This is a genomic window from Leuconostoc sp. XM4, assembly GCF_055698815.1.
This window is the reverse complement of record NZ_CP134507.1, coordinates 1,647,916-1,672,500: the sequence shown is the minus strand read 5'-3', so window position 1 is coordinate 1,672,500 and position 24,585 is coordinate 1,647,916. Positions and strand designations below refer to the sequence as shown.

Annotated in this window: 30 protein-coding genes, 1 tRNA gene and 2 rRNA genes (1 of these 33 only partly in view); 26 read left to right on the top strand and 7 right to left on the bottom strand. The window is 37.2% G+C overall.

What is annotated here, in order from left to right; translation table 11 throughout:
- From RHP64_RS08470 to RHP64_RS08450, 5 genes are all read left to right on the top strand, one after another.
- A 23S ribosomal RNA gene (locus RHP64_RS08470) occupies positions 1-264 on the top strand (it extends 2,652 nt beyond the left edge of the window).
- Positions 265-362: 98 nt separating this feature from the next.
- Positions 363-479: ribosomal RNA gene (gene rrf, locus RHP64_RS08465) — 5S ribosomal RNA — on the top strand.
- Positions 480-609: 130 nt separating this feature from the next.
- Positions 610-1,044, top strand: coding sequence for a transcriptional regulator Spx (spx, locus tag RHP64_RS08460; RefSeq protein WP_014325076.1), 435 nt, complete (start codon positions 610-612; stop codon positions 1,042-1,044).
- A gap of 56 nt (positions 1,045-1,100) precedes the next feature.
- Entirely contained in the window at positions 1,101-1,808 is a 708-nt protein-coding gene (locus RHP64_RS08455) for an adaptor protein MecA (RefSeq protein ID WP_011680318.1), read from the top strand.
- Positions 1,809-1,875: 67 nt separating this feature from the next.
- Positions 1,876-2,280, top strand: a complete 405-nt coding sequence (locus tag RHP64_RS08450; protein WP_011680317.1) for a rhodanese-like domain-containing protein — start codon at positions 1,876-1,878, stop codon at positions 2,278-2,280.
- A gap of 28 nt (positions 2,281-2,308) precedes the next feature.
- Here RHP64_RS08450 and RHP64_RS08445 read toward each other — a convergent pair whose 3' ends face one another.
- Positions 2,309-2,491: a DUF3042 family protein gene (locus RHP64_RS08445; protein ID WP_002815399.1), complete on the bottom strand. Its 183-nt coding sequence runs from the start codon at positions 2,489-2,491 to the stop codon at positions 2,309-2,311.
- Between the two features lie 83 nt (positions 2,492-2,574).
- On the opposite strand from RHP64_RS08445, the gene RHP64_RS08440 reads away from it, so the two are divergent.
- Positions 2,575-3,318: a glycerophosphodiester phosphodiesterase family protein gene (locus tag RHP64_RS08440; protein ID WP_025268441.1), complete on the top strand. Its 744-nt coding sequence runs from the start codon at positions 2,575-2,577 to the stop codon at positions 3,316-3,318.
- Positions 3,311-4,204, top strand: coding sequence for a tRNA (adenosine(37)-N6)-dimethylallyltransferase MiaA (miaA, locus tag RHP64_RS08435; RefSeq protein WP_025268440.1), 894 nt, complete (start codon positions 3,311-3,313; stop codon positions 4,202-4,204). Before RHP64_RS08440 ends, miaA begins: the two co-directional genes overlap by 8 nt.
- A 45-nt stretch (positions 4,205-4,249) precedes the next feature.
- On the opposite strand, the gene RHP64_RS08430 is transcribed toward miaA, so the two are convergent.
- Positions 4,250-5,077 carry a hypothetical protein gene (locus RHP64_RS08430; protein ID WP_025268439.1) on the bottom strand — a complete coding sequence of 276 codons (828 nt, stop codon included), beginning with the start codon at positions 5,075-5,077 and terminating at the stop codon, positions 4,250-4,252.
- 361 nt (positions 5,078-5,438) lie between these two features.
- Here RHP64_RS08430 and metK point away from each other — a divergent pair, with 361 nt between their 5' ends.
- Together metK and RHP64_RS08420 are read left to right on the top strand one after the other, a co-directional pair.
- A complete protein-coding gene (metK, locus tag RHP64_RS08425; RefSeq protein WP_011680314.1) occupies positions 5,439-6,596 on the top strand; it encodes a methionine adenosyltransferase in 1,158 nt (385 codons plus the stop codon).
- An 18-nt stretch (positions 6,597-6,614) separates the two neighbouring features.
- Entirely contained in the window at positions 6,615-7,574 is a 960-nt protein-coding gene (locus RHP64_RS08420) for an ADP-ribosylglycohydrolase family protein (protein WP_025268438.1), read from the top strand.
- Positions 7,575-7,591: 17 nt separating this feature from the next.
- Here RHP64_RS08420 and RHP64_RS08415 read toward each other — a convergent pair whose 3' ends face one another.
- Both RHP64_RS08415 and ppcA read right to left on the bottom strand, forming a co-directional pair.
- Positions 7,592-8,503 carry a diacylglycerol kinase family protein gene (locus tag RHP64_RS08415; RefSeq protein WP_025268437.1) on the bottom strand — a complete coding sequence of 304 codons (912 nt, stop codon included), beginning with the start codon at positions 8,501-8,503 and terminating at the stop codon, positions 7,592-7,594.
- A gap of 97 nt (positions 8,504-8,600) precedes the next feature.
- Entirely contained in the window at positions 8,601-10,115 is a 1,515-nt protein-coding gene (gene ppcA / locus RHP64_RS08410) for a phosphoenolpyruvate carboxylase (protein WP_014325070.1), read from the bottom strand.
- A gap of 413 nt (positions 10,116-10,528) precedes the next feature.
- Here ppcA and RHP64_RS08405 point away from each other — a divergent pair.
- A tRNA-Asn gene (locus tag RHP64_RS08405) sits at positions 10,529-10,600 on the top strand.
- A 432-nt stretch (positions 10,601-11,032) separates the two neighbouring features.
- Positions 11,033-11,422, top strand: a complete 390-nt coding sequence (locus RHP64_RS08400) for a DUF805 domain-containing protein (RefSeq protein ID WP_010286910.1) — start codon at positions 11,033-11,035, stop codon at positions 11,420-11,422.
- A gap of 54 nt (positions 11,423-11,476) precedes the next feature.
- Here the strand turns inward: RHP64_RS08400 and rnjA are convergent, their stop codons facing one another.
- Both rnjA and RHP64_RS08390 read right to left on the bottom strand, forming a co-directional pair.
- Positions 11,477-13,159, bottom strand: coding sequence for a ribonuclease J1 (gene rnjA, locus RHP64_RS08395; RefSeq protein WP_011680268.1), 1,683 nt, complete (start codon positions 13,157-13,159; stop codon positions 11,477-11,479).
- Complete coding sequence (locus RHP64_RS08390) at positions 13,159-13,371, bottom strand: DNA-directed RNA polymerase subunit epsilon (protein ID WP_025268388.1); 213 nt, start codon at positions 13,369-13,371, stop codon at positions 13,159-13,161. Before RHP64_RS08390 ends, rnjA begins: the two co-directional genes overlap by 1 nt.
- Positions 13,372-13,508: 137 nt before the next feature.
- Here RHP64_RS08390 and RHP64_RS08385 point away from each other — a divergent pair, with 137 nt between their 5' ends.
- From RHP64_RS08385 to RHP64_RS08315, 15 genes are all read left to right on the top strand, one after another.
- The gene (locus RHP64_RS08385) at positions 13,509-14,060 is read left to right on the top strand and encodes an LOG family protein (RefSeq protein ID WP_025268387.1); all 552 of its coding nucleotides are present in this window, start codon (positions 13,509-13,511) and stop codon (positions 14,058-14,060) included.
- Positions 14,061-14,063: 3 nt separating this feature from the next.
- Entirely contained in the window at positions 14,064-14,540 is a 477-nt protein-coding gene (locus tag RHP64_RS08380) for a MarR family winged helix-turn-helix transcriptional regulator (RefSeq protein WP_025268386.1), read from the top strand.
- A gap of 85 nt (positions 14,541-14,625) precedes the next feature.
- Positions 14,626-15,186, top strand: a complete 561-nt coding sequence (gene efp, locus RHP64_RS08375; RefSeq protein ID WP_002815385.1) for an elongation factor P — start codon at positions 14,626-14,628, stop codon at positions 15,184-15,186.
- A gap of 122 nt (positions 15,187-15,308) precedes the next feature.
- Positions 15,309-15,761 (top strand): Asp23/Gls24 family envelope stress response protein, encoded by a 453-nt coding sequence (locus RHP64_RS08370; protein WP_002815384.1) that lies wholly within the window; start codon positions 15,309-15,311, stop codon positions 15,759-15,761.
- Entirely contained in the window at positions 15,761-16,174 is a 414-nt protein-coding gene (nusB, locus tag RHP64_RS08365; protein ID WP_002815382.1) for a transcription antitermination factor NusB, read from the top strand. The genes RHP64_RS08370 and nusB overlap by 1 nt, the downstream gene beginning before the upstream one ends.
- Before the next feature lie 92 nt (positions 16,175-16,266).
- Complete coding sequence (locus tag RHP64_RS08360; RefSeq protein WP_025268385.1) at positions 16,267-17,064, top strand: TatD family hydrolase; 798 nt, start codon at positions 16,267-16,269, stop codon at positions 17,062-17,064.
- Complete coding sequence (gene rnmV, locus RHP64_RS08355) at positions 17,057-17,626, top strand: ribonuclease M5 (RefSeq protein ID WP_002815380.1); 570 nt, start codon at positions 17,057-17,059, stop codon at positions 17,624-17,626. Before RHP64_RS08360 ends, rnmV begins: the two co-directional genes overlap by 8 nt.
- A 1-nt stretch (position 17,627) precedes the next feature.
- Positions 17,628-18,515, top strand: a complete 888-nt coding sequence (gene rsmA / locus RHP64_RS08350; protein WP_025268384.1) for a 16S rRNA (adenine(1518)-N(6)/adenine(1519)-N(6))-dimethyltransferase RsmA — start codon at positions 17,628-17,630, stop codon at positions 18,513-18,515.
- Positions 18,516-18,619: 104 nt separating this feature from the next.
- Complete coding sequence (locus tag RHP64_RS08345) at positions 18,620-18,865, top strand: Veg family protein (RefSeq protein ID WP_002815378.1); 246 nt, start codon at positions 18,620-18,622, stop codon at positions 18,863-18,865.
- A gap of 47 nt (positions 18,866-18,912) precedes the next feature.
- The gene (locus RHP64_RS08340; RefSeq protein WP_014325065.1) at positions 18,913-19,755 is read left to right on the top strand and encodes a metal ABC transporter substrate-binding protein; all 843 of its coding nucleotides are present in this window, start codon (positions 18,913-18,915) and stop codon (positions 19,753-19,755) included.
- Positions 19,752-20,456 (top strand): ABC transporter ATP-binding protein, encoded by a 705-nt coding sequence (locus RHP64_RS08335; RefSeq protein WP_025268383.1) that lies wholly within the window; start codon positions 19,752-19,754, stop codon positions 20,454-20,456. The genes RHP64_RS08340 and RHP64_RS08335 overlap by 4 nt, the downstream gene beginning before the upstream one ends.
- Entirely contained in the window at positions 20,449-21,240 is a 792-nt protein-coding gene (locus RHP64_RS08330; RefSeq protein WP_002815374.1) for a metal ABC transporter permease, read from the top strand. Before RHP64_RS08335 ends, RHP64_RS08330 begins: the two co-directional genes overlap by 8 nt.
- Positions 21,241-21,343: 103 nt before the next feature.
- Complete coding sequence (purR, locus tag RHP64_RS08325; protein ID WP_011680260.1) at positions 21,344-22,177, top strand: pur operon repressor; 834 nt, start codon at positions 21,344-21,346, stop codon at positions 22,175-22,177.
- 6 nt (positions 22,178-22,183) lie between these two features.
- Positions 22,184-23,557 carry a bifunctional UDP-N-acetylglucosamine diphosphorylase/glucosamine-1-phosphate N-acetyltransferase GlmU gene (gene glmU / locus RHP64_RS08320; protein WP_025268382.1) on the top strand — a complete coding sequence of 458 codons (1,374 nt, stop codon included), beginning with the start codon at positions 22,184-22,186 and terminating at the stop codon, positions 23,555-23,557.
- 114 nt (positions 23,558-23,671) lie between these two features.
- Positions 23,672-24,157, top strand: coding sequence for a hypothetical protein (locus tag RHP64_RS08315; RefSeq protein ID WP_011680258.1), 486 nt, complete (start codon positions 23,672-23,674; stop codon positions 24,155-24,157).
- Positions 24,158-24,167: 10 nt separating this feature from the next.
- On the opposite strand, the gene RHP64_RS08310 is transcribed toward RHP64_RS08315, so the two are convergent.
- Positions 24,168-24,422, bottom strand: a complete 255-nt coding sequence (locus RHP64_RS08310; protein ID WP_010288725.1) for a hypothetical protein — start codon at positions 24,420-24,422, stop codon at positions 24,168-24,170.
- Between the last annotated feature and the right edge of the window lie 163 nt (positions 24,423-24,585).

Genomic DNA, 24,585 nt, shown 5'->3' with positions numbered 1-24,585 from the left:
TGAGAGGAGCTGTCCTTAGTACGAGAGGACCGGGATGGACATACCGCTGGTGTACCAGTTGTTCCGCCAGGAGCATTGCTGGGTAGCTATGTATGGATGAGATAAACGCTGAAAGCATCTAAGTGTGAAACTCGCCTCGAGATGAGATTTCCCATCTATTTAATAGAGTAAGACCCCTTAGAGATGATGAGGTAGATAGGCTAGAAGTGGAAGTTGAGTGATCAATGGAGCGGACTAGTACTAATAGGTCGAGGACTTAACCAAAGTCAAACGGATAGAAATATTCGAATAAGCAATTATGAGTGGTTTAGGATAGAAGAAGAATTTGTTACTATTTAGTTTTGAGTGGCTAACACTCAAGGTGTCGTGTCGATAGCATAGAGGACACACCTGTTCCCATACCGAACACAGAAGTTAAGCTCTATAGCGCCGAAAGTAGTTGGAGGATCGCTTCCTGCGAGGATAGGACGATGCGGTGCCGTACATAGAAAAGAAGTATCTCATTTGAGGTACTTCTTTTTTGTTAGTTGATTGTACTAGGTTCATGTACTTTGGTCAGTAATTACGGTATAATGTAATTACTAAGATTTTTGGGAGGTCAACATTCTTATGGTTACATTATTTTTATCACCGAGTTGTACCTCATGCAGAAAAGCGAAGCAGTGGTTGGAAGAACACAATATTTCCTACCTTGAAAGAAATTTAAGTAAAGAACCATTACGAGCAGAAGAAGTGAGTAAAATGTTGCGCTTAACTGAAGATGGTACGGATGAAATAATTTCTAGACGTTCAAAAGTTTTTGCAAATTTAGATATGTGTTTAGAGGATCTTACTATAAATGGGTTGATTAAGTTGATTGTGGAATATCCTTCATTACTTAAGCGACCAATAATTATTGATGATCGGCGCATGCAAGTGGGTTACAATGAGGATGAAATTCGTCGCTTTTTGCCACGGACTGTGCGGCAGCGCGAATTAATTCGTGCAACATATAAGGCTGACTTTGAGGAAGAAGCGAAGAACTTAGTTGTTGAAGAAGTATGAGATTTTTTTGAATGAAATATCAGCTCTGATCTATAAATTTTGAAAGGAATATTAATATGGAAAAGGAAAGAATTAATGAAAATACAATCCGTGTTATGATTGATAATTCTGATTTAAAAGATCGTGGAATTACTGTAATGGAATTATTAGGTAATCATGAAAAAATCGAATCTTTTTTTTATAATATTTTGTCTGAAGTAGATACTGAGCATGATTTTGAAGATGATGATCAAGTTTCGTTTCAAATTTTACCAAACCGCAATGGATTGGAATTATTCATTTCACGACTAGATGAAGAAAACAAAATTTCTGACATATTAGATAATATTACTAATTTTTCTAGTAAGCAACCGGCAAATATTGATAATATTTCTGACAAGAGACGTCAAGAATTGCGTCAATCAGATAAAGGAGATATTGTGAAATCAAAAGTATCTTCAAGTGATCATAAAGATGGTTCTCAAGAGAACTTTGAAAATACGCAAGTAATATTGGCGTTATCAGATTTTGAGAATGCTATTGCTATTGCGAATAGCCTTAAAATCGAAAATTTAGTCTCTGACCTATATTTGTATGAGGGTGCGTATTATTTAAATCTATTAGTTCCGGATCATTCTGTCAGTCAAGAACAATTAAAAAATGAATTGGCAATTGCTTTAGAATTTTCTCGTATCAGCCATGTTACACATGAGGTTCTGCATGAACATGGACAACTTATATTGAAGCATGAGGCACTTGAAAAAATTAAAAGTTTATTTTCTTAAACGCTACAAAGCGTTTTTTTTTTGGTACAATTAAATAAGATTATTTAAGAGGTTAAAGAGGAAAAATATGAATAACATATTATTATTGGTAGCGACAATTGCATTTGCATGGATTCTGTTTTCATTTGCTGGTTGGCTTTGGGTGTTTGTCTCGGCAAAAATGCATGGGACATTGTTAAAGCCCATTGAATTTACTGAAAAACTAGAAGCAGATAATGGTCAAATTATTGACGTACGTGAAAGTACGTTGTATAAACGATCACACATTTTAGGATCTCGAAACATTGTTGCTATGAATTTTTTGCAGGGAAAATCTGGTTTGCGTAAAGATCGCGATATTTTTTTATACGATGATAACCTTCGTGACGCTGTGCGAGCTGCTAAATCATTAAGCAAACAAGGTTTTGAAAAAGATAAGGTTTTCATATTACGAGGTGGTTTTAATCGTTATGAAGGTAAAAAGACAAAATAAAAGAACTGCAATAGTGCGGTTCTTTTTCTTAGTATCGTGATTGATGTGCAGCAACGCTTCTTCTGATAGCTGCTTTAGAGACTTCATTGTACTCTTCTTCTGCCTTTTCAATAGGCTTGATAACCTTGTGACGATATACTAAAGCACTTCCAGCAACTGCAGCAGCTGTTCCAAAAGTTCCAATGATAACACCTAATTTAAATGATTTCATATTTTTTCCACTTTCTTAAGTTTCTTTAAGTACTATTATCAACCATTTCAGCGCATTTGTAAATAACTATGATTGGGTAAAACATGACAGAAATAATAGCACACCGCGGATATCGAGTAGTTGCTCCAGAGAACACACTACCTGCTTTTGAGGCAGCCTTGGCATATGATATTGATATGCTTGAAACTGATATACATCGTACTAAAGATGGGCATCTTGTAGTTATCCATGATGAAACAGTAGATCGAACAACCAATGGGACTGGTTTAGTAAAGGAACTAACTCTAGCAGAAATAAAAATGTTGGACGCAGGCAGTTATAAACAGCCAATGATGAATAATGTTTCAATCCCAACACTAGAAGAATTATTAATTTTTTTAAAAAATGAAAAGTTTAGTAAAACGCTACTTTTAGAAATAAAAACAGATCATATTGACTATCCAGGCATTGAGCAAGAAGTTCTAAATTTAGTGAATCAGTTTGATCCGACATATCGTATTACTTATCAAAGCTTCAATTTAAAATCATTAAAAATAATACGGAAGCTTCAACCTAATGCTAAAATCGCTGCACTAGTATTCTGGCCTTCGCCCAAAGTTTGGTGGTTAAAAATTATTGGTGTATTTAAATTTGTACATCCTGATATTAGAATACTAAAAAGAAAGCCAAAATTATTTTGGCGTATAGGATTGCCCATTCGCCCTTGGACGGTTGACAAGGAAGAAGATATGCGCGCTGTATTCAAAGCAAAATTACCAGGAATCATCACAAATCAAGTAGCGTTGGCCTGTCGAATACGTAAGGAGATACAAAAAGTTAATGAATAAAATAGTAGTGTTGACTGGGCCAACAGCCTCTGGGAAAAGCAGCTTATCTATTCAGATGGCACAACGTCTCAACGGTGAAATTGTATCAGCTGATTCGATGCAAATTTATCGCAACTTGGACGTCGGAACTGCCAAAGTGACTAAAGAGGAACAAAACATTGTTCCGCATCATTTAATTGACATTGTAGATTTAACAGATAATTACTCTGTGGGCGATTTTATTATTGCTGCAGATAAAGTGATCGCTGATATCATTTCACGAGGAAAATTACCAATTATTGTGGGTGGCACTGGGTTATACGTTAAAGCTTTGTTAGGCTTTCAAGAACTAGAATACGCCGCAAGCGATACGGAAGAAGTGCATAAATTAAATGCTTATGAACTAGACAAATTAGTTGTTGAATTAAAATCTTTAGATATTAATCGTGCTCAAAAAGTAGATTTAAAAAACAAGCAACGCGTTATTAGGGCAATTCAAATTGCAAAATATGGGAAAAAAGATGCAAAATTAACACAACGGCCAAAGTATGATGCGTTGGTTATAGGCCTTGATTGGCCCCGTGAGCTACTTTATGAACGTATCAATAACCGTGTTACACAAATGGTTCAAGATGGCGTGTTGAAGGAAGCACAGACAATTCTGGACGCTGGTGGGGAAAAACTACAATCAGGGAAGGCCATCGGTTATAAGGAGTTTTTCCCTTACTTACGCGATCAGGTAACTTTGGATAAAGCTATTAATCAACTGCAACAAGATTCTAGGCGGTACGCAAAGCGACAATTAACCTATTTGCGTCATCAAATACCTGGATTAGTCTGGCTAAAAGGACAGACGGCTGAACTTAGGTTAACAGAGATGATTGAAGGCTGGTTATCATTGAAGTAATATTGGTATTTGTAAGCAAAAAAAGAACACGTCTGTGTTCTTTTTTTAATGATATAACAATAACATTGAGAAAGCTTGTAATAAGATATAGCCCATATTCTGCCAATTACCCAACTTAGCCTTCATAAACTGTAGTACAAAAGCCAATAAGCTAAAAAGTACAACAAAGATAGTGCTGATACCAACATGATGGCTGAACAATACAACCCAGAATAGACCAAGTGTTAAAATACTCAATTTCCTACCATCGGGATTTGGCATTAAGATGGGATTGAAATAGAAAATAAAGCTGAAAAACATGGGTAATAATTGCAAAATAAATTTCTCGGTTACAAAATTATTTTGTACATAAAAAATAGCAATAGGCACTGTGAACGTCGCTAGAACGGCCAGTAAAATTAATCCTAGAATATTTTGTAAACCAAGCCAGAGTTGTTGAACGATGACTAAGAAGACACATAAGAGTAATAATAGGACGAATATTTCATGTCTTGATTGAATTAATGAACTAAATGTGAACAAGCTACCAACAGCAAAAAAAATATAACTAATCAGACTACGGAAGTTCTGAGTCATCATAAGCGCCATACCCACTGCTATTGCTATTGTATAGCAAAATAATGGTGCAATTTGCCAAGTAATGGAACCTTGAAGAGATTGGGTATGGAGTAGGGGTAATCGCCACCAAATAATATTTAGAGAAATCACGATTACAGACAGTGGTATCCAAAAACGGCGGTCACGAAAATGTATCGGATAAAAATTTTCAAAACTTCGTTTGTCTTGAGCATCATTGCTTAAGCGTCGGGGCATTGAACGGCCATCTGGCAGGCGATGGGCCATATTTGATTGTTGAAAATAATCTTGTTCCATGACTAATATTGTACCGTAAATTTGAATTGTAAAGTTGTCGTTTTGATAACGACATAGTTACAGATGAAATATTTTAAACGTTATTTGCTTTTTAATGAACCATTTGATATGATTGTCTATACAATTTAAAACAGCTATCAAGAGTAGGCGAGTGATACAGCACAATGACCCTGCACCAACCGGCAAAATAACGAAAAACAGCTACGAGAGTGTATTTTCATCAGTTTTGACATGGTGGTCCATCTGTACAGATAGTCGTCACGTTAGCGCGTTCGACTATGCTTGTCGAACGCGCTTTTTTATGCGACTCTTAGCTTTTTATTTTGATTCAAAGGTGACGACCAAACGTAGGAGAGTATTCATGGCAAAGTATTTCACATCGGAATCAGTTTCTGCTGGGCATCCAGATAAGATAGCTGATCAAATAGCTGATGCTATTTTAGATGCAGTTCTCGAACAAGATCCGAAAGCACGTTCAGCGGTTGAAGTGACTACTTCAACAGGAGATGTATCCATTTTTGGTGAATTATCCACGAATGCTTATGTTAATATTCGCAAAATCGCGACAGATACAATTCGTGAAATTGGATATAATCATGCTGAACTAGGATTTACTGCCGATTCAGTTAACGTTTCTAATAAAATTGTTGAGCAATCAGGGGATATTGCACAAGCTGTCGATAATGCAGAAGATGATCCAGACCAACTTGGAGCTGGTGATCAAGGTATGGTATTTGGCTATGCTACTAACGAAACAGACAGTTATTTACCATTGACGTTGGCTTTGTCGCATCGTTTAATGCGCAAGATTCGTGATGCACGTGAAAACGAAATTTTACCATATCTAAGACCAGATGCTAAAGGTGAAGTAACAGTTGAATTAGATGATAATGATAAAGTTAAGCGCATCGCTGCTGTGGTCCTTTCAACACAACATGATGACGAAGTCACACTAGAGCAATTGCGAGCTGATATTCGTAAACATGTCATTGATGAAGTATTACCACAAGATTTGGTAGACGAAGACACGATTTATTATATTAATCCATCTGGAAGATTTGTTTTAGGTGGGCCACAAGCCGATTCAGGATTAACAGGACGTAAAATTATTGTGGACACTTATGGTGGTGCTGCCCATCATGGTGGCGGTGCCTTTTCAGGTAAAGACGCTACAAAAGTGGATCGTTCTGCCGCTTACTATGCTCGTTATGTTGCAAAAAACATGGTTGCGGCTGGGGTCGCTGATAAGTTGGAATTGCAAGTATCATATGCAATTGGTGTTGCACGCCCTGTATCACTGAATGTTGATTCATTTGGTACAGCCAAAGTTTCTGAAGAAAAAATCAATGAAATTATAACTAAATTGTTTGACTTCAGACCATTAGCTATTATTAACAACTTAAATTTGCGTCGTCCAATCTATAAGCAGACAGCTGCATTCGGACATTTCGGACGTACGGATATCGATCTTCCTTGGGAATCATTAGATAAGGTGAAAGAAATCAAAAACTTACTTTAATTCATGATAAAATGAAATATGGTTAAAAAAGGATCGACAATTCAATTTTTGTTGAAAGGAATGGCTGTAGGCGAAAGTATTGCCTATTTGCCAGTTCGTGAACAGGAAAAATTGTTACGAGGTGAGTCAGATCATGAGCTGAGATGGGGTACCCAGACAAGCTTGGCACTGACAACAACCGCTAGTTTATCACGAGGTTATCAGTTAGCAGATGTAATGATTCATCTGCAAAACTGGTACAAAAAGCGCCAATATGCACCAATGGGAACAATTCAAGATGTGGATGTTGTGACCAAGCAGGCGTTAGAAAACTATACTAAAAATAGAGACATATTGGCAGCAGGAATTGGTACTGATGATGCTGATAGTGAAAATATACTATCACGTATGCTGCCAGTATCTCTCTATTTATATCATCAAGTAGGGGTTTCTTTTATTAATGATGAACCAGCCATGCTGATGTTACATAGAATAGCGGGTTTAACGCACAATGACGAGGGAGCTCTGGTCAGTGTGGGGGTGCTCAGCCTTATTGTCAGTCAAATATTGGACGGGCATTTGATATCTGATGCCGTAGAAAATGGATTAGCATTTGGATTTGAGTATTATTCTCGCCACCAAGTTTTTGTGAATGAACTGACTGCGTTTTATGATCTCAATCTACCTGATTTTTCAAATATACCAGCTGATAAAATCGAATTAAATGGTAAAGCTTCGCCAACATTGGAGGCGGTTATTTGGAGCTTGTTGAATAGTGATAGTTACACGCAAGCAGTTGAAAAATCTTTGATTCATGGTCATTCTAACAGCATTGTACCCACCCTAGTTAGTGCAATTGCAGCAATATATTATAAAGATGATTTAGTATTAGAATTTGGACAAAATCTTGTTTCAAAACGTGTGATTACGACGGTAATTGGGCAAGCTGAACGTTCATCAAGATTCAATCTATTAAATAAACCCACTAACTTAGGTTAGTGGGTTTATTTTGCAATTTAAATCCAAAATGGGTAAGACTGTTGATCAACATTAAATGAAAAACTACCATTTCCAAGTAGTCCGCCATCAATATGTCCAGGTTGAATATCGTGAACATGAATAGCATCTCCAGGGGATAGGTTAACGTGATGTATGATGTTTGATCTTAAATATTTATGATTGAAAATAATACCCGTGACAAATTGCATCATCTTCATTTTCCTAAGAACAATAATTTCTATCGAAGTTTCTGGCAGGTTGCCAGTAGTAGATGTTGCAGTTGCTTTGTTTTTTAAGGTTAGTAGGAAGGAGTTTGGTAGTTGCAAATATTCCGAGCAAGCGTTAATCGTTACAGGAAAACTTTTCTGATTAAAGAAGGCTTTAGTTGTCAAAAAATGATTTTTTAATATGTTAAGTTTGAATGGACTGGTATTTTTAATACTATTTTTCTTGTATTCGGTGAGTGCAGTATCAAAACCAATGCCAACACTACTAATAAAATATTTAGTCTGCTGTTTGGGTATATCACCACAGATTTTGCCAATATTTAAAAATTTAGGATGATGAATTTGCTGTAATTGAGGTAAGATATTCGTCTTATCTTTGAGATAGAGCGCGGGTGTGAAATTAGTATGGAGATCCAAAGGTATATAACTAATAGGAAGTTGATGTTGGCGCTCGACACTAAGTAGTCCATTTAATACTGCATTCAAGGTGTTGTCGTTGCCAAGTACTAAAATAACATGATTTGATGATTCATCCGGTAGGTTTTTGGCCAGTTTTTTTGCTATAAAAGTTATTTCTGCGTCAAATGTAGCCTCATGCCACGAAACAAATTTTAGTGAATTTTTCACGTGAGAGACAAAATCTGCAGATTGTATATCTTGGTGTTTATCTTGTACTATATTAATAATGTGGAAATCTGGCATATTTTGACTCTTGCTTTCAAACAAATTAGTATCATTGTATCAAAATTTCAATGTTAAGGCGAACTGAGAGCAAATAAAAAAAGCCTGTTTAGGCTTTTTATCCGAGGAAGTGTCGTAATTGTGCCATGCGGTTAATAAGGGCTGTAATGGCAACTGGAGCACCATCTTTAAATTGCACTACTTGAAGTGCTATTTCAGCATGTTGTTGTTCTTCGCGCGTTTGAGGACCAATTTCAAACTTGAAAATACGTTGCATGATGAGAATATCTTCTTCAACTTCGGCCCAAGCAGCATTTTGAGTTTTTAGAATTTGCAAAGCATCCATATTAACGAAGCGTGCTAATTCATTAAAGTCTTTGCTCATGCTAGGATATGAGCGAACAAATACGCTCAAATGATCAGCATCTAAATGCTTCAATGCGCGCCCAAAACCAATAAATTCTGGTGGGACACCGACTGAGTAGAATGAGCCAGTGAAGTTAATGGCCCTTGGTAATTCGATGCCATCAACTGAACGTGAATATCCAAGAACACCAACGTGTTGACGGCGATCACGACGCTTTGGGAACGCCTTGAAAATCGCTTGCATGCTAGGAACCAAATTGTCTAGCGTATTAGAATAAAACTTAGCGGACTCTTCAGCTATCTCAGTTAAAATCTTTTGATCATCAAGAGAAATTTTTAATGGTTCTGCAACCGGCAATTTTTCTTTTAATTCAGCGATGCCTTTTTGCACTTCTTCAATAGGAAAGTCGTAACGGAATGCTGATTGAACAGTTGCTGTGCGTACCCCTGGAAATTCTGTTACGTAGCGATCGATGCGGTGTGGAGATAAACCACCACGGAAAATTGCTGATCCGGTTCCTGAAATTGGGAAAATTTCAATGTTTTCTTCTTCAGCAAACTCATGAAGTCGCGCAATTGCTAGTTTGTTACCGGTAATTGAACTCATAAATCCAGCTGTTAAAGCAGAATCCGATCCGGCTAAGAATACACGCATATATTTTGGTCGGAAGCCAAAATGTTCTTCGTGGAGGTTTAAATACTCCTTTAAAATTTCAGGTGCATGTAATTGCGTTTCAAAATCCTCAAAAAGAGGGATCATTTCAATATAGGGTGTGTTTTTATCAGAGCGAGTAAATTCTGCTGATTTGAAATTTGCTAATTTTTCAAACAAAACTTGCATTTTCAAAATTTGGTCTGCACGCTGTGCCATTGGCAGAATAGCTTCAAATAATGGTCGAGAGAATCCAAGATCATGGGCGAAGTCTTCAGAACTTAAGAAGGCGGTCATCGCTTGCATTAAGTTGTAGCCTTTTTCTTCCCAAATATTAGGGAAACGGAAAGTTAAAAACTTGTCACGACCGATTTGATGATCTTTGAAATAATCATACTCTGTGCTAAACAAGCGATCAATGACAGCTGCATCAGCATGTTTACCTTCCCAATCCCACATATACTCATCGACATTTAATTCATTAAAGTTTTCAAATGCTTCACCGGTTTCTCGATAGGCACTGATAAATGGTTGCTGAGAACTTTCCCAGAATGGCGCATTAGCATTATCTGGATGTTGCGTTCCCATGATTGAAGGGATTTTACGTGATGTCATGATAGCTCCTTAATTTGTACTGATGATATTGTAACATACTGACAAACGACAAGCAGAAATAATGTCAGCTTTTTTACGAATAATTAAGTTAAATGATCCCTAATGTTCGAATATTGCGGGGATAAATTTCTGATACAAATTAATCATAGTATTTTTGAGAAACATTCATCTTGATAAGTAACCTAACATTTGTTTGAATAATTGTTAAAGTAGTGGCTATACTAAAATAGTAATGTTTGTTCACAACATTACTACCCCCAACAGACGATTGAAATTAAATTCCTCGATATAGTCCTGTCTGTTGGGGCTTTTTTTATTATTAAAATTGTATTATGAAAGTACATATTTTTTTCTGAAAAATATGTTGACAACTAATAATTAATACATTATAATTTAATCATTGTTTATTTCATTGCTCCATAGTTCAGTGGTAGAATAACGCACTGTTAATGCGCAGGTCCTTGGTTCGAATCCAAGTGGAGCAGTTAGTAAAAAGCCAACTCACAATTTGTTGAGTTGGCTTTTCTGGTCATTTGAGGTGGTTTATATATCATAAATGTAAGCGTTTGCAATTGGAGCATTTATATGCTATACTATGTGTATAGATTAGGAGGAAGTCCTAATAACAATGCGAGTTGTTGAAGTTATCCTTAACGATAACGGGAATGGGTTTCTTTCAATCCAGGAGCAGTTTACTCAGCGTTTAGGCTAGAAATGTTGATGGTGCCTGATAGCTCTATTTCAGCAGATGCTTAGATGAGAAAATAATAATTTACCCAGTGTAAGCTTTGGAAATTGTTGTTTGAGAGTAAGCTGCTTTTTATATTGTCAACATATTCTAGCTTGATTCTCTAAATTAACTTTTTCCAAAAAGAGTGTTATCATTGATTGATGATGAGAGAAAAGGGGGAAATCATATGATTAATGCTTATCGTGAATTTTGGACAAAAATGTTTTCTTGGCATGCAACGGCAACAAGGACACAGTACTGGGTACCGTTAATTGTCAATTATTTTTTGGGTGGAATATTAGTTAGCATCTTGGAAAATATGCAAGGTCATTCAATTGAAGATATCTACACTGTTGGTGACTTGTCTACTAATTTGACAACAAGAATCGTCATGATAATTGTGTGGATTGCTACTTTTACTTTGAAAGCACGCCGTCTGCACGATACAAATCGAAGTGCTGGTTGGATATTTATTGATTTGATTCCGATTATCGGAAATATTTGGTTCTTTATTTTAATGATTTTACCAACGACACCGGAATCACGCTGGACTTTGAATCAAAGTAATGTGAATTAGTAATAATTTGTGAAATAAAAAAACACCTAGATTATTTTCTAGATGTTTTTTTACTTAAACCAAAATTAGCATTGGCATAATCATTGGTTTGCGAGCTGTTTCTTTGAATAGGAAACGAGACAAGTCATCAATAACAGCTTGACGAATATCTGACTCGCTATTGTTTGAACTATTCATAACGCGGCGCATTGTGCTGAAAATGACACGTCGACCTTCATTAATCAAATCGCCAGATTCACGCATATAGACAAAACCACGTGATAAAATATCTGGTCCAGATAAAATTTCTTTCTTTTTCAAATCGATTGTTGCAGTAACAACAACTAAGCCATCTTGTGACAGCTTTTGACGATCATGTAACACAACTGAACCGATATCACCGATTCCTGATCCGTCAATGTATGTGTCATCGCCAGGGAAATGTCCAGCAACGCGTGCATTTTCACCATCCAGAGCCAAGACATCACCATTTTCTAAAATGAAAGTATGGTCTTCTGGTACTTCTAGCTCATGTGCTAATGAAGCGTGGACTTTTAACATACGATATTCACCGTGAACAGGCATGAAAAATTTAGGCTTCAACAAAGCAATCATTAACTTTTCTTCTTCTTGACCACCGTGACCAGAAGTGTGGATGTTATTAACTTTACCATAGATGACATTAGCGCCACCTTCTTGTAATTTATTAATAACAGCGTTTACAGATGCTGTATTACCTGGAATTGGTGAAGAGGAGAAAATAACATTGTCTTTTGGCTTCAAACGAATTTGCTTATGTGTTCCTTCAGCAATTCGTGCCAGGGCAGCCATCGGTTCACCTTGAGAACCAGTTGATAGAATAAGTAATTCATCGTCAGGAATATGTTTGATTTCTGATTGTTCGACCAGCATATCATCAGGGATATTTAGATATCCCAAGGCACGACCATTAGTAACAGCTGATTCCATTGAACGGCCAAATACCGCAATTTTACGCCCATGTGCAATAGCTGCATCTGTAGCCATGCGAACACGGTTCATATTAGAAGCAAACGTTGCAAATATAATACGTCCATGTTGAATTTTATCAAATATATGGTTAACAGATTTTGCTACCCATGCTTCTGACTTCGTCCATTCAGGGCGTTCAGCATTGGTTGAATCACTCATCATGAGTAATACACCATTTTCGCCAATACGTGCCATTGACCAAAGGTTAGGTGGCTGCTTAGTAGTTGGTGTCAGATCAAACTTAAAATCACCAGTTTCTACAATAGTCCCAACTGGTGTGTGTACAGCTACACCAAATACGTCAGGTATAGAGTGAGTGGTACGGAAAAACTCGACACTTAACTGATCAAATTCCAGTACTGAGCCATCAGTAATTTCATGAAGTTCGACGCGATTAAGCATCTGTTTTTCTTCGAGTTTGTTCTTAATTAATGCCATTGCTAATGGGCCAGCGTAAACTGGAACATTAACAGCTTGCAAAAAGTAGGCGATTGCACCGATATGGTCTTCGTGTCCGTGGGTGATAACCAGTGCTTTAACGCGATCGATATTATCAACTAAATAAGTATAGTCAGGAATAACGTAATCAATACCGAGCAATTCGTCTTCTGGGAACTTAATGCCCGCGTCGACGACGATAATTTCATTTTGATACTCGATACCATACGTGTTCTTACCAATCTCGCCTAAACCGCCTAGCGCATAAACTGCGACTTCGTTAGGTTTGATATCTACAGAATATGTCATTAGAATGTTGTAACTTCGAAGTTGGGATTGGCTTTTTCATAAGTCACAGCCTTATCAGATAATTCTTCGATAAACTCCACATTGTATTCTGTGTTTTCCTCAACAATCTCACGTGCTTGTGGCAAACTTTCGGCCTCAATGTACATTGAAATTGTTGTTTCACGCTTTGGATTGCGCTCAGGGTGTTCTTGGTAGTAAATTTTATAAATCATAAATGCCTCCATTAATATAGTATAGTAATTTGTCACGAACAAAACCTTATTTTCTAGTTTACCACATAAACTAAGATTTCAACCACTTGCTTGATTAATAAAGCAATAATTGATAAATTATTATTAGGGATAAACATATGAAAATATCATCTATTGGCGTTTTTATGGGATCACAATCAGGTAATGACCCACAGTACATACAGGCAGCAGAAGAACTTGGTAAAAGAATTGCTCTGAAAAAAATCAAGTTGGTTTTTGGCGCAGGGAAGGATGGCTTAATGGGTGCCACCGCCCGAAGTGCCATGGAATCCGGTGGTTCAGTTCTAGGGATTTCACCTCGTAATCTTGCTGAGGAGGCATTTGAGGCTTCAGAAATTACGCAGTTAATAGAAGTGAACACGATGACAGATCGTAAGCAACTATTAATGGATAATTCTGATGTTTTTATTGTGCTACCAGGTGGTTTTGGAACCTTAGAGGAGATAGCACAAGTTATCAGTTGGTCAAAAATTCATTTACACGATAAACCGTTGGCACTTTTTAATGTTAACGGTTTCTATGATAAATTTTGGGCATGGTTAAATGAAGTTTACGAAGATGGTTTTGTAAGTGAGCATGATATGAGATGTATTCAAATGTTTGATTCAATTGATGCAATGTTCGAGTATTTAGAAAATTTTGAAGGTTGATATATGCAAAACTCAGAATTATTGAATGAATCTATTAATGTATATATGTCGGCATTAAAGAATCTTGAAAAACTAATTTCGCAACCAACGAGCGAATATGGTGCTTCTTTTGAGCAGTGGCTTATTATGGCCGCTGTTGCGGATAGTGATGAGCCACTAACGATGACCAAAATAGCTAAAGATCGTGGTGTAACCAAAGGAGCTGTTGCTCGCCAATTAAAACCATTATTTGATTGTGGCTACTTAAAACATATGCCTGATGAAAAAGACCATCGCCGTGTGCTACTAGTTTTGACGTCAGAAGGGAAGGATGTTGAAAAACAGATGACGATGAAAGTGCAACAGCGTTTTCATAAATGGTTGGATATTTTTGGTGTAGAAGAAGGCAAATCCTTTCTTAAAACACTGAAACGCTTCCAAAACTTAATTGTCCAACCGGAGTTAAACAAAAAAAACATTGAACCTAATCAGGATTTGTGATAGAATATTAACTTGTTTGAAGTCTGCATAAATTACGGATTTCTGTTATAATAAACTATATTATCGGATAAAGAGGATACTAATCATGGCAATCGGCATGAATGACTTAAAGACAGGTTTGACTATTGAATACTCAAACTCAATTTGGCGTGTTTTGGATTTCCAACACGTTAAGCCTGGTAAAGGTGGTGCGTTTGTTCGTTCAAAATTGAAGAATTTACGAACTGGTGCGGTTAATGAAGTTACTTTCCGTCCTGGAGATAAGTTTGAACAAGCTGATATCACAACACGACCAATGTCTTACCTATATGCTGAAAATGATGGCCGTGTATTTATGGATGTTGAAAGTTATGATCAAATCAACATTCCTGATGAATATTTAAAAAATGCTTTGAAGTTTTTGCTTGAAGGTATGGAAGTTAAAATTACCATGTTTGGTAATGAAGTGCTTGGTGCAGAACTACCATCAACTGTTCAAATGAAGGTGACAGAAACGCAACCAGGTATCAAAGGTGCAACAGCAACTGGTTCAGGAAAGCCAGCAACGGTTGAAACTGGTGCTACTATTACTGTACCTGACTTTGTTAATGAGGGTGAAACCATTATTATTAACACTGAAGATGGTTCGTACAAAGGTCGCGCCTAATTAAGGTAAATGCACGATTGTTGCCTAGTTACAAGTAACATTTGAGCGGTAGTGAACGTGTTTATCATAAAAAGTTCCCCCGCGGAACTTTTTATTTTAGAAACTATTTTCGAGGAGCAAATATGGCCAAAGAAATTAAATACAATAAAGCAACTACTAAGAATTTGTTATTAATCACTGAGAGTGAAGTACCTGGAACCACGCAGGTAACGCCAGAAGTGATTGAAGTCATTGCACAAATCGCGGCACAAGAAGTGTCTGGTGTTTACTCAATGAGAGGTAAATTATCAGACCGATTTGCCAGTGTGTTTGGATCAACTGCCCGCGGAAAGGGCGTTGAATTGCAGCAAACAATTGATGGCTTAGTGATTGAAGCGTATGTTTTCTTGCAATATGGTGTTCCAGTACCAAAAATAGCTTTAAACATTCAAAATGCAATTAAGTCTCAAGTTTCGTCAATGACAGATTTAGAGGTAGCGCGTGTTAATGTGCACGTTAGCGGAATTATACCGGAAAAGCCGGATCATACGATTGATCCTGATAATTTATTTGGTGAGAATGAGGTAGCTAATTAATGGCAAACTTAACGCGACATGAGTCACGACAAGCTGCATTTCAAGTTCTTTTTGCATTAGAAAAAGATCCACAGAGTAATAAAATTGATGATTTATACGAAATTGTGCTAAATGGCAAACAATTTGATGACTATTTGCCACGATTAGTTAATGGTGTTTTAGGTTCCAAGGCAGATTTGGATGAAAAAATTTCATCACATTTAGCTGAAGGTTGGGCGATTAACCGTATCAACAAAGCTGATTTAGTTATTTTACGGTTAGCAATTTACGAATTAACTGCTGTCGAAGCAACCCCATACAAAGTTGCCATCGATGAAGCTATTGAATTAGCAAAAACTTTTGCTGATGAAGATGATCGTAAGTTTGTTAACGGTGTTTTAAAACATTTTGCACGTGATGAAAAAACCGCTTAAGTAGCGGTTTTTTCATTTTAAACGTGTGTATTATTAGTAATGTACTTATCATGATATACTAAACAAAGAATAATTTATTACTGGAGACTAAAATGGCGATATATGATCCAACGAAAACACCAACAGATAGTTATGATACCCATACGCATTTGAACGATGACCAATTATTTCATGACGTGCCAGCGTATATTGGACGAGCTAATGAGTTTCGTGTAATGGAAATGAATGTGGTGGGATACAATGCACAAAGTAATGAACGTGCATTAGAAATTTCAAATAACCATGATAATATTTATGCAGTTCTTGGTTTTCAACCTGAGGATACAAAGGATTTTGATGATCAGGCGTTTATCACATTGGAACAGCAACTACAACAGCCAAAGGTTGTTGGGGTCGGTGAGACGGGGTTGGATTATTATTGGGAAACAACAGCTCACGATGTCCAAATTGCAGCATTTAAAAAGCATCTTGAGTTAGCTAAAAAATTTGATTTACCCGTCATTATTCATAATCGTGATGCTTTTGAAGATGTTTATAAAATACTAAAAGATTCAGGTGTTAAAAAGGGTGTGATGCACAGTTTTTCTGGCACACCAGAGCAGGCTAAGGCATTTATTGATCTAGGAATGCACATTTCTTTTAGTGGTGTTGTAAGTTTTAAGAAAGCCGAAGAAGTTCGTGAGGCAGCAAAAACAATTCCTCTAGATCGTCTCTTGGTTGAGACGGACGCTCCTTATTTGGCACCTACACCTTATCGTGGTAAAACGAATGAGCCGGCGTTAGTTAAGTTTGTCATCGATAGCCTGGCTGAAACATTAGAGATGTCAGCTAAAGACTTATCAGATGTGACACGCGGCAATGCACATCGTTTATTTTTAAATCATGAATGAGTTGCCTAAAATTAACGAAATGATTGTTGTTGAAGGACGATCAGATACGCAAAATCTTGCGCGTGCAGTTATTGCGGATACTATTGAAACTGGTGGTAGTGCGGTTAATGAAGATGCGATTGAGCGAGCTAAATTAGCAGCTAAAACGCGAGGAATAATTATTTTAACTGACCCAGACTTTAATGGTCAGCGTATTCGTCATATGGTTACAGAAGCAGTACCCACAGCTAAACAAGCCTACTTGACGCAGGCAGAAGCACGTGCAACAAAAGATAATCCGCATAAATCATTGGGGGTTGAACACGCAACGCCAGATACGTTGCGAAATGCATTGGCCAACGTTATTACACCAGTGCACGCAATTGGAATAACTTCAGATATTGATCGTTCATTTCTTCTAGATTTAGGACTACTAAGTGGGCCAGAAGCGCGTGTTAAGCGGGCATTTGTTGGTGAACAGTTGCATATTGGTTATGCAAACGGAAAACAATTGTTGAAACGATTGCAAGCATTTGGTATTCGACGTGCGCAAGTGGAAGATGTACTTAAAGGAAAATATTAAAATGGCACAGACAATTGACATAGCCAATCCAACGAGAACACAGGCTATTTTAAATGAATATGGCTTACGAGCTAAGAAAAAATTTGGTCAAAACTTTTTGACAGATTTAAATGTACTACATAATATTGTCGAAGCAGCCGAAATTACTGCAGAGGATTATGTTATTGAAATCGGTCCAGGAATTGGTGCTTTAACTGAGCAGTTAGCTCGCTCAGCTAAAAAGGTGTTAGCTTTTGAAATTGATTCGCAAATGGTTGAAGTTTTAGCTGACACTTTAAAGCCTTATGATAATGTTAAAGTAATCGAAAATGATGTGTTAAAGGTTGATTTGGCAAAAGTCATTAGCGAAGAGTTCGGTGACAACGCTCATGTAAAAATTGTCGCCAATTTACCATATTATATTACCACACCTATTCTCATTCAGCTTCTCCGGTCTAATATCAATTGGGATAATATCGTAGTTATGATGCAACGCGAGGTAGCTGACCGATTAAATGCGGCAGTCGGAACGAAAAGTTATGGCGTACTAACGTTAACCATCCAATACTTTGCACAAGCAACATTAGCAATCAAAGTACCAGCGAGTTCCTTTAACCCATCACCTAATGTTGATAGTGCAGTGGTTAAATTAACCCCACTAAAACCAACCACTGTCGTCGATAATGTTGGCAAACTATTTGGTGTAATCAAAGGAAGTTTTTCACACCGTCGCAAAAGTTTATGGAATAATATGTTACAAACATATGGTAAAGATGCAGGAACAAAAGAACAATTAACAGTTGCTTTGAAATCAGCGCAAATTGATCCAGCAATCCGTGCTGAACGACTGAATTTGGAACAATTTACGCAATTATATTTGGCATTACGTGATCAAAATTTAACACAATAAACGAATAATTATTCGACAATATGTTTTAATATTCGCAGAAAATTGCAAACATTCCTTATTTATGGTATAATTAAACTAGCTTTTACACGAAAGGTGGTATAAAAATGCCAAGTAGTTTGCAAGATATTAAAACAAAGATTGACGCTCATGTGGGTCAAGAAGTGACGATTATTGCCCAAGCTGGACGAAAGAAGATCACGGAGCGCTCAGGAATTCTTCGTTCAACGTTTCCTTCATTGTTCGTTGTCGAATTAGATGAGGATGCTAATTTTGAACATGCTTCATATAGTTATACAGATATTTTAACAAAGAATATTGACATTACATTCGCTGATGAGTTGCCCGCTTAAGGGCTTTTTTTATAGCGATTACAGATACCACTTTAGAAACGAATGACATGAATAAACAATCCGTTTATGCAATTTTAACGATTATGTTAATCCCTATTGGGATTCTTTTAGTGTGTGCTAAAATGGTTGGCGACACAACTGAAGCACAGGATACTGCTGTGAAAATTACGACAGATAATCCAGCCTATCAACAAATTGCAAAAGCTATTGCCGGCAAAAAAGGGCGTGTCAGCCTCATGTCGGGCAATCTCAAAACAGCACAACAGAAAACAAAATTTAAAAAGTCTGAACTACTTTTGACAGATGATCACACGAGTGCGCTGTTAACAGAAGCTCAAAAGTTACATAGTAGCCCTAAGTTAGTAATTGCGAGTGACTATATTCATACAGACTCGTCAACACAGAAGTATTATTTAAGCCCAAATACAACAGTAGTAATGGCACAACAAATCGTGAATTATTTGAGTGACATGGATCCAAGAAATCGTGATACTTATGTCGAAAACAATAAGCAATTTGTGGAAAAAACAAGCGACTTGACGACGCTTTACACAACCCTAAAAAAAATAAAAGATATTCGGTATGTCGCTACGAACAACTCACAGCATTTGCTTATGACACAATTGGGATACGCTGCTGAAACAGATGATGTATCTAAATTAACGGATAAGCAAATGTCAGATCTTGAGAGTAAATTAGCTGATAAAAAAATTCAGTTTATTTTTACAACGTCACAGGACACAACTGAAAATAAACAAAAACTTGTGACTATGGCAAAAAAAGATGACATCCCTGTCGTCACGTTTAGTCAATTTACGCCTGACAGCACGAAAATTTGGACTTGGCAATTAACGCAACTCAAAAAAATTCAAAAGGCATTAGATAAATGAATACAATCATTAGCACGAAAGATTTCATGGTTCGGTATGGGGAAAAAGTTATTTTATCGCATATCAACATTGGAGTATTAGCTGGACAGTTTCTGGCTGTTTTAGGAGAAAATGGTGCCGGTAAAACAAGTTTCATTAAAGCACTCACTGGACAAAATAAACAAACAGAAGGTACATTAACGGTAGCGACGAATCGTATTGGATATGTCCCACAATTCAGAGATATTTCTCGTGATTATCCTTTAAGTATAGCTGAATTTGTCGGACTGAATTTCAATCATGGTAGCCGCTTATGGCTTACTAAAGAGGAAAAACAGTTAATAACTCAAGCTTTAAAGCGTATGGACTTAAATCAAATGCGTGATCAACGATTGGGACTAGCATCGGGGGGACAAAAACAGCGCGCATTTGTAGCTCAAGCCTTAGTAAAAAATCCAGATTTGTTAATTCTAGATGAGTCTACTGCTAGTTTGGATCATGAACACAAAGTGCAATTATTGGAAAATGTCCGTACCTTACAGCAAACCACAAATATGACAGTGCTATTTATTACACATGAAATCAAGCTGGTCACTGATTTTGCGGATGGCTATCTCTCTTTTGAAAATGGTAAAGTACAACAAGGGGATGCTACCCAGCTGCAAACACTGACGATGGATATGACGTCTAGGCACAAAGAAGATGAGGTGCGCCATGTTTAGTTATGATTTTATGCAAAATGCTTTCATAGCAGGTACGATTGTCAGCATTGTTGCCGGGGTTATCGGTACATTTGTTGTGGCGCGAAATTATGCGTTTTTAACGCACTCTTTGAGTGAAATAGGTTTTGCCGGTGCAGCTTTTGGTTTGTGGATTGGTTGGCCGGCTTTATTAGGTATGATGATTGCAACTTCTGTTGCTTCAGTAGCTATTGGCGCCTTGGAATCAACGTATACGAAACATGATAATGTCACAAGTGCTGTATCTGCGTTGGCTATTGGTTTGGGAATATTATTTTTAGCACTAGGTCATACATCATCCAATGCTGCTACTGGCATTCTATTTGGTTCAGTTCTTGGAATTAGCCACCGTGACTTATACTTGCTCATAATTTTAGCCTTAATTGTATTAGTTACGCTACTATTCAATTACCGCTCCTTGCGTCAATTAGCATTTGACGAAGCAGGTATTTTTCTTCAAACATGGAAACAAAAATCAGTTCGCTATACCTTTTTAATCATGATTGCATTATCGATTAGTATTTCATCACAATTGGTAGGATCCTTACTTATTTTTGTGTTGGTAACATTACCCGCGGCGAGCGCAAAATATTATGCTAAAACGACGTTGCAGCTTATGGGGATGGCCATTGTCTTCGCTTTGTTCGGTACGTGGATTGGCTTGACAATCGCTTATTTAACAAATTTACCAACAAGTTTTTTTATAGCTATTATAGAAGTAATAATTTATCTTGTTTCAATATGGCAATTCAAACGAAATGCCTAGTTTCCGAACAATTAGAAAATAAAAATGGTATAATTAGTCGTAAATATTAATAAAAGTTTAGGAGGAAACGGACTAAAATAACTTTTTTGGTCCGTCACACATCATGAAAACACGTCGTTCTGACCGGTTAGTCGATATGGCGCGCTATATGCTTGAGCGCCCACGCAAGTTGATATCTTTATCTTATTTTTCCAAAAGGTATGAATCGGCTAAGTCATCAATTTCTGAGGATCTATCAATACTCAAGCGTACATTCCAAGAACGTGGTACAGGTTTATTGGAGACGGTACCTGGTGCTGCTGGTGGGGCACGTTTTATTCCTTATATGACTGAGTCCGAAGCAGCAGAATTTATTGACGATATTTGCCGGTTAGTAAATGATGAGACGCGCGTATTGCCTGGGGGTTATGTCTATCTATCTGATTTGTTAGGTCGTCCTGATATTTTACGACAAGCTGGGCGTTTAATTGCAACACAATACATACGTGATGATATTGATGCTGTCATGACTGCAGCGACTAAAGGTGTTCCGTTGGCACAAGCTGTTGCTGATCAGTTAAATGTACCATTTGTAATTGTTCGCGATGATGCGAAAGTTACCGAAGGTCCGACTGTATCTGTTAATTATTTGACTGGATCATCAAAGCGTGTCGAAAAAATGGAATTGTCTCGTCGTTCACTGCGCACAGGTTCACGTGTGTTGGTCGTAGATGACTTTATGAAAGCTGGCGGAACAATTCAAGGGATGCAAACCTTGGTTGGTGAATTTGATGGTACGGTGGTTGGCACTGCAGTATTTGCTGAAGGCCGTTCAACAACCAGATTACTTGATCACTTCACATCATTGTTGCATGTCGACACAAACTTGAAAAATGGTGATCCAATTTTGGTTACGCCGGGTAATTACTTGAACGAAATATTTAAACATGAGGCTTAATTAAACATGAGCAATATAAACGTATTAATATTGGCAGCAGGAAATGGCTCAAGAATGAAGTCAACAACTCCAAAAGTATTGCATACTGTGGCTGGGCAAACGATGATTGACTGGGTACTAGATGCTGTCGAACCACTTAAGACGGATAAGTTAATCACTGTTATTGGAGTTGGTGCTGAACGTGTCCAAGAACATGTCGGTAATCGTAGTTCATTTGTACTGCAATCTCAACAACTTGGTACTGGTCATGCTGTGCGTCAAGCTGAGGCAGAACTTAAAGACAGCGATGGTGTCACCCTAATTATGTCTGGTGACACGCCAATGTTTCGTTCAGAAACCTTACAAGGTTTCATTGCAGAGCATGAACGTTCAAATAACGCTGTGACTGTACTAACTGCCATTGCCAATGATCCTACTGGGTACGGCCGCATTGTCCGCGGAGAAGATGAGACAGTTCAGAAAATTATTGAACAAAAAGATGCTAGTATTACAGAACGTCGTATTAAAGAAATTAATACTGGCGTATATGTATTCAATAACCGTTTATTATTTGAATCACTAGCAAAAGTACAAAATAATAATGCGCAAGGCGAATACTATTTACCTGACACGCTTAACATTTTGCGACGCTCAGGAGAACAGATTGGTGCGCACACACTCCAAGACTTTACAGAGTCATTAGGAGTTAATGATCGAGTAGCATTGGCAACAGCTAACCGCGTCATGCACGAAAGAATTAATCATCAATTAATGGTTGATGGCGTTGAACTGTTAGATCCAGCGAATACATATATTGATTCAACGGTTAACATTGGGCCCGATACCTTAATTGAGGGTGGCGTAACTATTTTAGGCAAGACGACCATCGGCGTAAATAATACTATTACACAAGGATCACGAATCGTAAATAGTGTGCTTGGTGACAATAATGTGATTACATCATCGCACATTGAAGATGCTATCCTGCAAAATGGTACCACAGTGGGTCCATATGCACATTTGCGACCGGCTGCTCATTTAGAAGATAATGTTCATATTGGTAATTTCGTCGAAGTCAAGAATGCTAAATTGGGTAAAGACACCAAATCAGGACATCTCACTTACATAGGTAATGCCACTATTGGTCAAGATGTTAATATTGGAGCAGGTACGATATTTGTTAATTACGATGGGGTGAATAAGTTTAATTCAACTGTCGGAGATCGCGCGTTTATTGGCTCAAATACCAAAATCGTTGCACCGGTTAACATTGCTCAAGAATCAATTACTGCTGCTGGGTCAACAATTACAAATGACATACCAGAACATGCAATGGGGATTGCTCGTACACGTCAGACAAATAAAGAAGATTTCTGGCATCACATGCCACATAAATTTTAAATAAAAAAGAGTTCATTTGAGCTCTTTTTATTTTGGTATTTGTTGTTAATTATGTTTATAATAGAAAGAAACTTTGAGAAAAATTATTATTACGAAAATAAAAGGGGATTTTTGATGCAAATTACAGGTGAACGTGCATTAGTCAATATCGAAAATGAAACATTCTATACAAAGAGAATAGACGTAGCTGATGACGAAACAATTCCGCTTGATGCGCTTTTTTCAGAAATTGATTCACATATTGAAAATGAAAACTTTATACATATTGAGTTGCAGATTAATGGCGGAGTAGAGTCCACGGGGACGACATTAAGTGTTGAAACCAATGTCATTAATTTACCCTTGCGCTATCAAAACCAATTACGAAAACTGGTTTGGCAAGAAAAAGACGCATTAGATGTCAATCTGTATATGATTGCTGAAAATGAATTTGAGAGTCAATCCCATTTGAAAATATCATTAGCAAGCTCTGTTGCCACATACGTAGATGATTCTGAGAGTGTGAAGGCTAAAATTTCCACATGGTTTAATGAACAACTTGAACATATTGTTAATGAACAAAAACAAGCGGAAAAGGAAGATGTGGGTGTCGAAGAATAAGCAACTGCCCTCAGTCTGCCTCAATATAACCAGTTACATGTAAGAGTTTATTATCGTCTAGACAGGTAAAGTCTAATATGTGTTTTGAAACCGTGGTTTTGACATTATTTAGTTCCCCTAAGTTGTAGGTGTCGATAGTATATTGAGCTAGTTTAGCCTTATCATTTAAATCAGACATAGGCACAATTAAATCCTCTAAGGCTGTTTTAGTGGGGTTAGCAATGCGGTCAATGTAGTTTTTTTCAAGCTTTGTTAATTTTATCATGGTTATAATTATAACGATTTTGCTCGTGTGTGTAAACGAAACTACTTGTTTGGTTATACTGAAATAAATAGAATATTTTTTGACTATTTTATAATTTATTGATATAATTGATGTATGCGATGAGTCGAAGCGCTTGAAAAATTAGCGCTGATTGCGGCCTACT

Excerpts from the sequence above, each read along its gene's own strand:
- RHP64_RS08345 (WP_002815378.1), top strand. The coding sequence starts at position 18,620 with ATGCCAAGTAGTTTGCAAGATATTAAAACAAAGATTGACGCTCATGTG.
- RHP64_RS08310 (WP_010288725.1), bottom strand. The coding sequence starts at position 24,422 with ATGATAAAATTAACAAAGCTTGAAAAAAACTACATTGACCGCATTGCT.
- RHP64_RS08370 (WP_002815384.1), top strand. The coding sequence starts at position 15,309 with ATGGCCAAAGAAATTAAATACAATAAAGCAACTACTAAGAATTTGTTA.
- rnmV (WP_002815380.1), top strand. The coding sequence starts at position 17,057 with ATGAATGAGTTGCCTAAAATTAACGAAATGATTGTTGTTGAAGGACGA.
- nusB (WP_002815382.1), top strand. The coding sequence starts at position 15,761 with ATGGCAAACTTAACGCGACATGAGTCACGACAAGCTGCATTTCAAGTT.
- RHP64_RS08360 (WP_025268385.1), top strand. The coding sequence starts at position 16,267 with ATGGCGATATATGATCCAACGAAAACACCAACAGATAGTTATGATACC.
- RHP64_RS08380 (WP_025268386.1), top strand. The coding sequence starts at position 14,064 with ATGCAAAACTCAGAATTATTGAATGAATCTATTAATGTATATATGTCG.
- RHP64_RS08340 (WP_014325065.1), top strand. The coding sequence starts at position 18,913 with ATGAATAAACAATCCGTTTATGCAATTTTAACGATTATGTTAATCCCT.
- ppcA (WP_014325070.1), bottom strand. The coding sequence starts at position 10,115 with ATGACATCACGTAAAATCCCTTCAATCATGGGAACGCAACATCCAGAT.
- spx (WP_014325076.1), top strand. The coding sequence starts at position 610 with ATGGTTACATTATTTTTATCACCGAGTTGTACCTCATGCAGAAAAGCG.
- RHP64_RS08455 (WP_011680318.1), top strand. The coding sequence starts at position 1,101 with ATGGAAAAGGAAAGAATTAATGAAAATACAATCCGTGTTATGATTGAT.
- RHP64_RS08400 (WP_010286910.1), top strand. The coding sequence starts at position 11,033 with ATGATTAATGCTTATCGTGAATTTTGGACAAAAATGTTTTCTTGGCAT.
- miaA (WP_025268440.1), top strand. The coding sequence starts at position 3,311 with ATGAATAAAATAGTAGTGTTGACTGGGCCAACAGCCTCTGGGAAAAGC.
- RHP64_RS08430 (WP_025268439.1), bottom strand. The coding sequence starts at position 5,077 with ATGGAACAAGATTATTTTCAACAATCAAATATGGCCCATCGCCTGCCA.
- RHP64_RS08440 (WP_025268441.1), top strand. The coding sequence starts at position 2,575 with ATGACAGAAATAATAGCACACCGCGGATATCGAGTAGTTGCTCCAGAG.
- metK (WP_011680314.1), top strand. The coding sequence starts at position 5,439 with ATGGCAAAGTATTTCACATCGGAATCAGTTTCTGCTGGGCATCCAGAT.
- glmU (WP_025268382.1), top strand. The coding sequence starts at position 22,184 with ATGAGCAATATAAACGTATTAATATTGGCAGCAGGAAATGGCTCAAGA.
- RHP64_RS08445 (WP_002815399.1), bottom strand. The coding sequence starts at position 2,491 with ATGAAATCATTTAAATTAGGTGTTATCATTGGAACTTTTGGAACAGCT.
- purR (WP_011680260.1), top strand. The coding sequence starts at position 21,344 with ATGAAAACACGTCGTTCTGACCGGTTAGTCGATATGGCGCGCTATATG.
- RHP64_RS08385 (WP_025268387.1), top strand. The coding sequence starts at position 13,509 with ATGAAAATATCATCTATTGGCGTTTTTATGGGATCACAATCAGGTAAT.
- RHP64_RS08450 (WP_011680317.1), top strand. The coding sequence starts at position 1,876 with ATGAATAACATATTATTATTGGTAGCGACAATTGCATTTGCATGGATT.
- RHP64_RS08415 (WP_025268437.1), bottom strand. The coding sequence starts at position 8,503 with ATGCCAGATTTCCACATTATTAATATAGTACAAGATAAACACCAAGAT.
- RHP64_RS08330 (WP_002815374.1), top strand. The coding sequence starts at position 20,449 with ATGTTTAGTTATGATTTTATGCAAAATGCTTTCATAGCAGGTACGATT.
- RHP64_RS08335 (WP_025268383.1), top strand. The coding sequence starts at position 19,752 with ATGAATACAATCATTAGCACGAAAGATTTCATGGTTCGGTATGGGGAA.
- RHP64_RS08315 (WP_011680258.1), top strand. The coding sequence starts at position 23,672 with ATGCAAATTACAGGTGAACGTGCATTAGTCAATATCGAAAATGAAACA.
- rsmA (WP_025268384.1), top strand. The coding sequence starts at position 17,628 with ATGGCACAGACAATTGACATAGCCAATCCAACGAGAACACAGGCTATT.
- RHP64_RS08420 (WP_025268438.1), top strand. The coding sequence starts at position 6,615 with ATGGTTAAAAAAGGATCGACAATTCAATTTTTGTTGAAAGGAATGGCT.
- efp (WP_002815385.1), top strand. The coding sequence starts at position 14,626 with ATGGCAATCGGCATGAATGACTTAAAGACAGGTTTGACTATTGAATAC.
- RHP64_RS08390 (WP_025268388.1), bottom strand. The coding sequence starts at position 13,371 with ATGATTTATAAAATTTACTACCAAGAACACCCTGAGCGCAATCCAAAG.
- rnjA (WP_011680268.1), bottom strand. The coding sequence starts at position 13,159 with ATGACATATTCTGTAGATATCAAACCTAACGAAGTCGCAGTTTATGCG.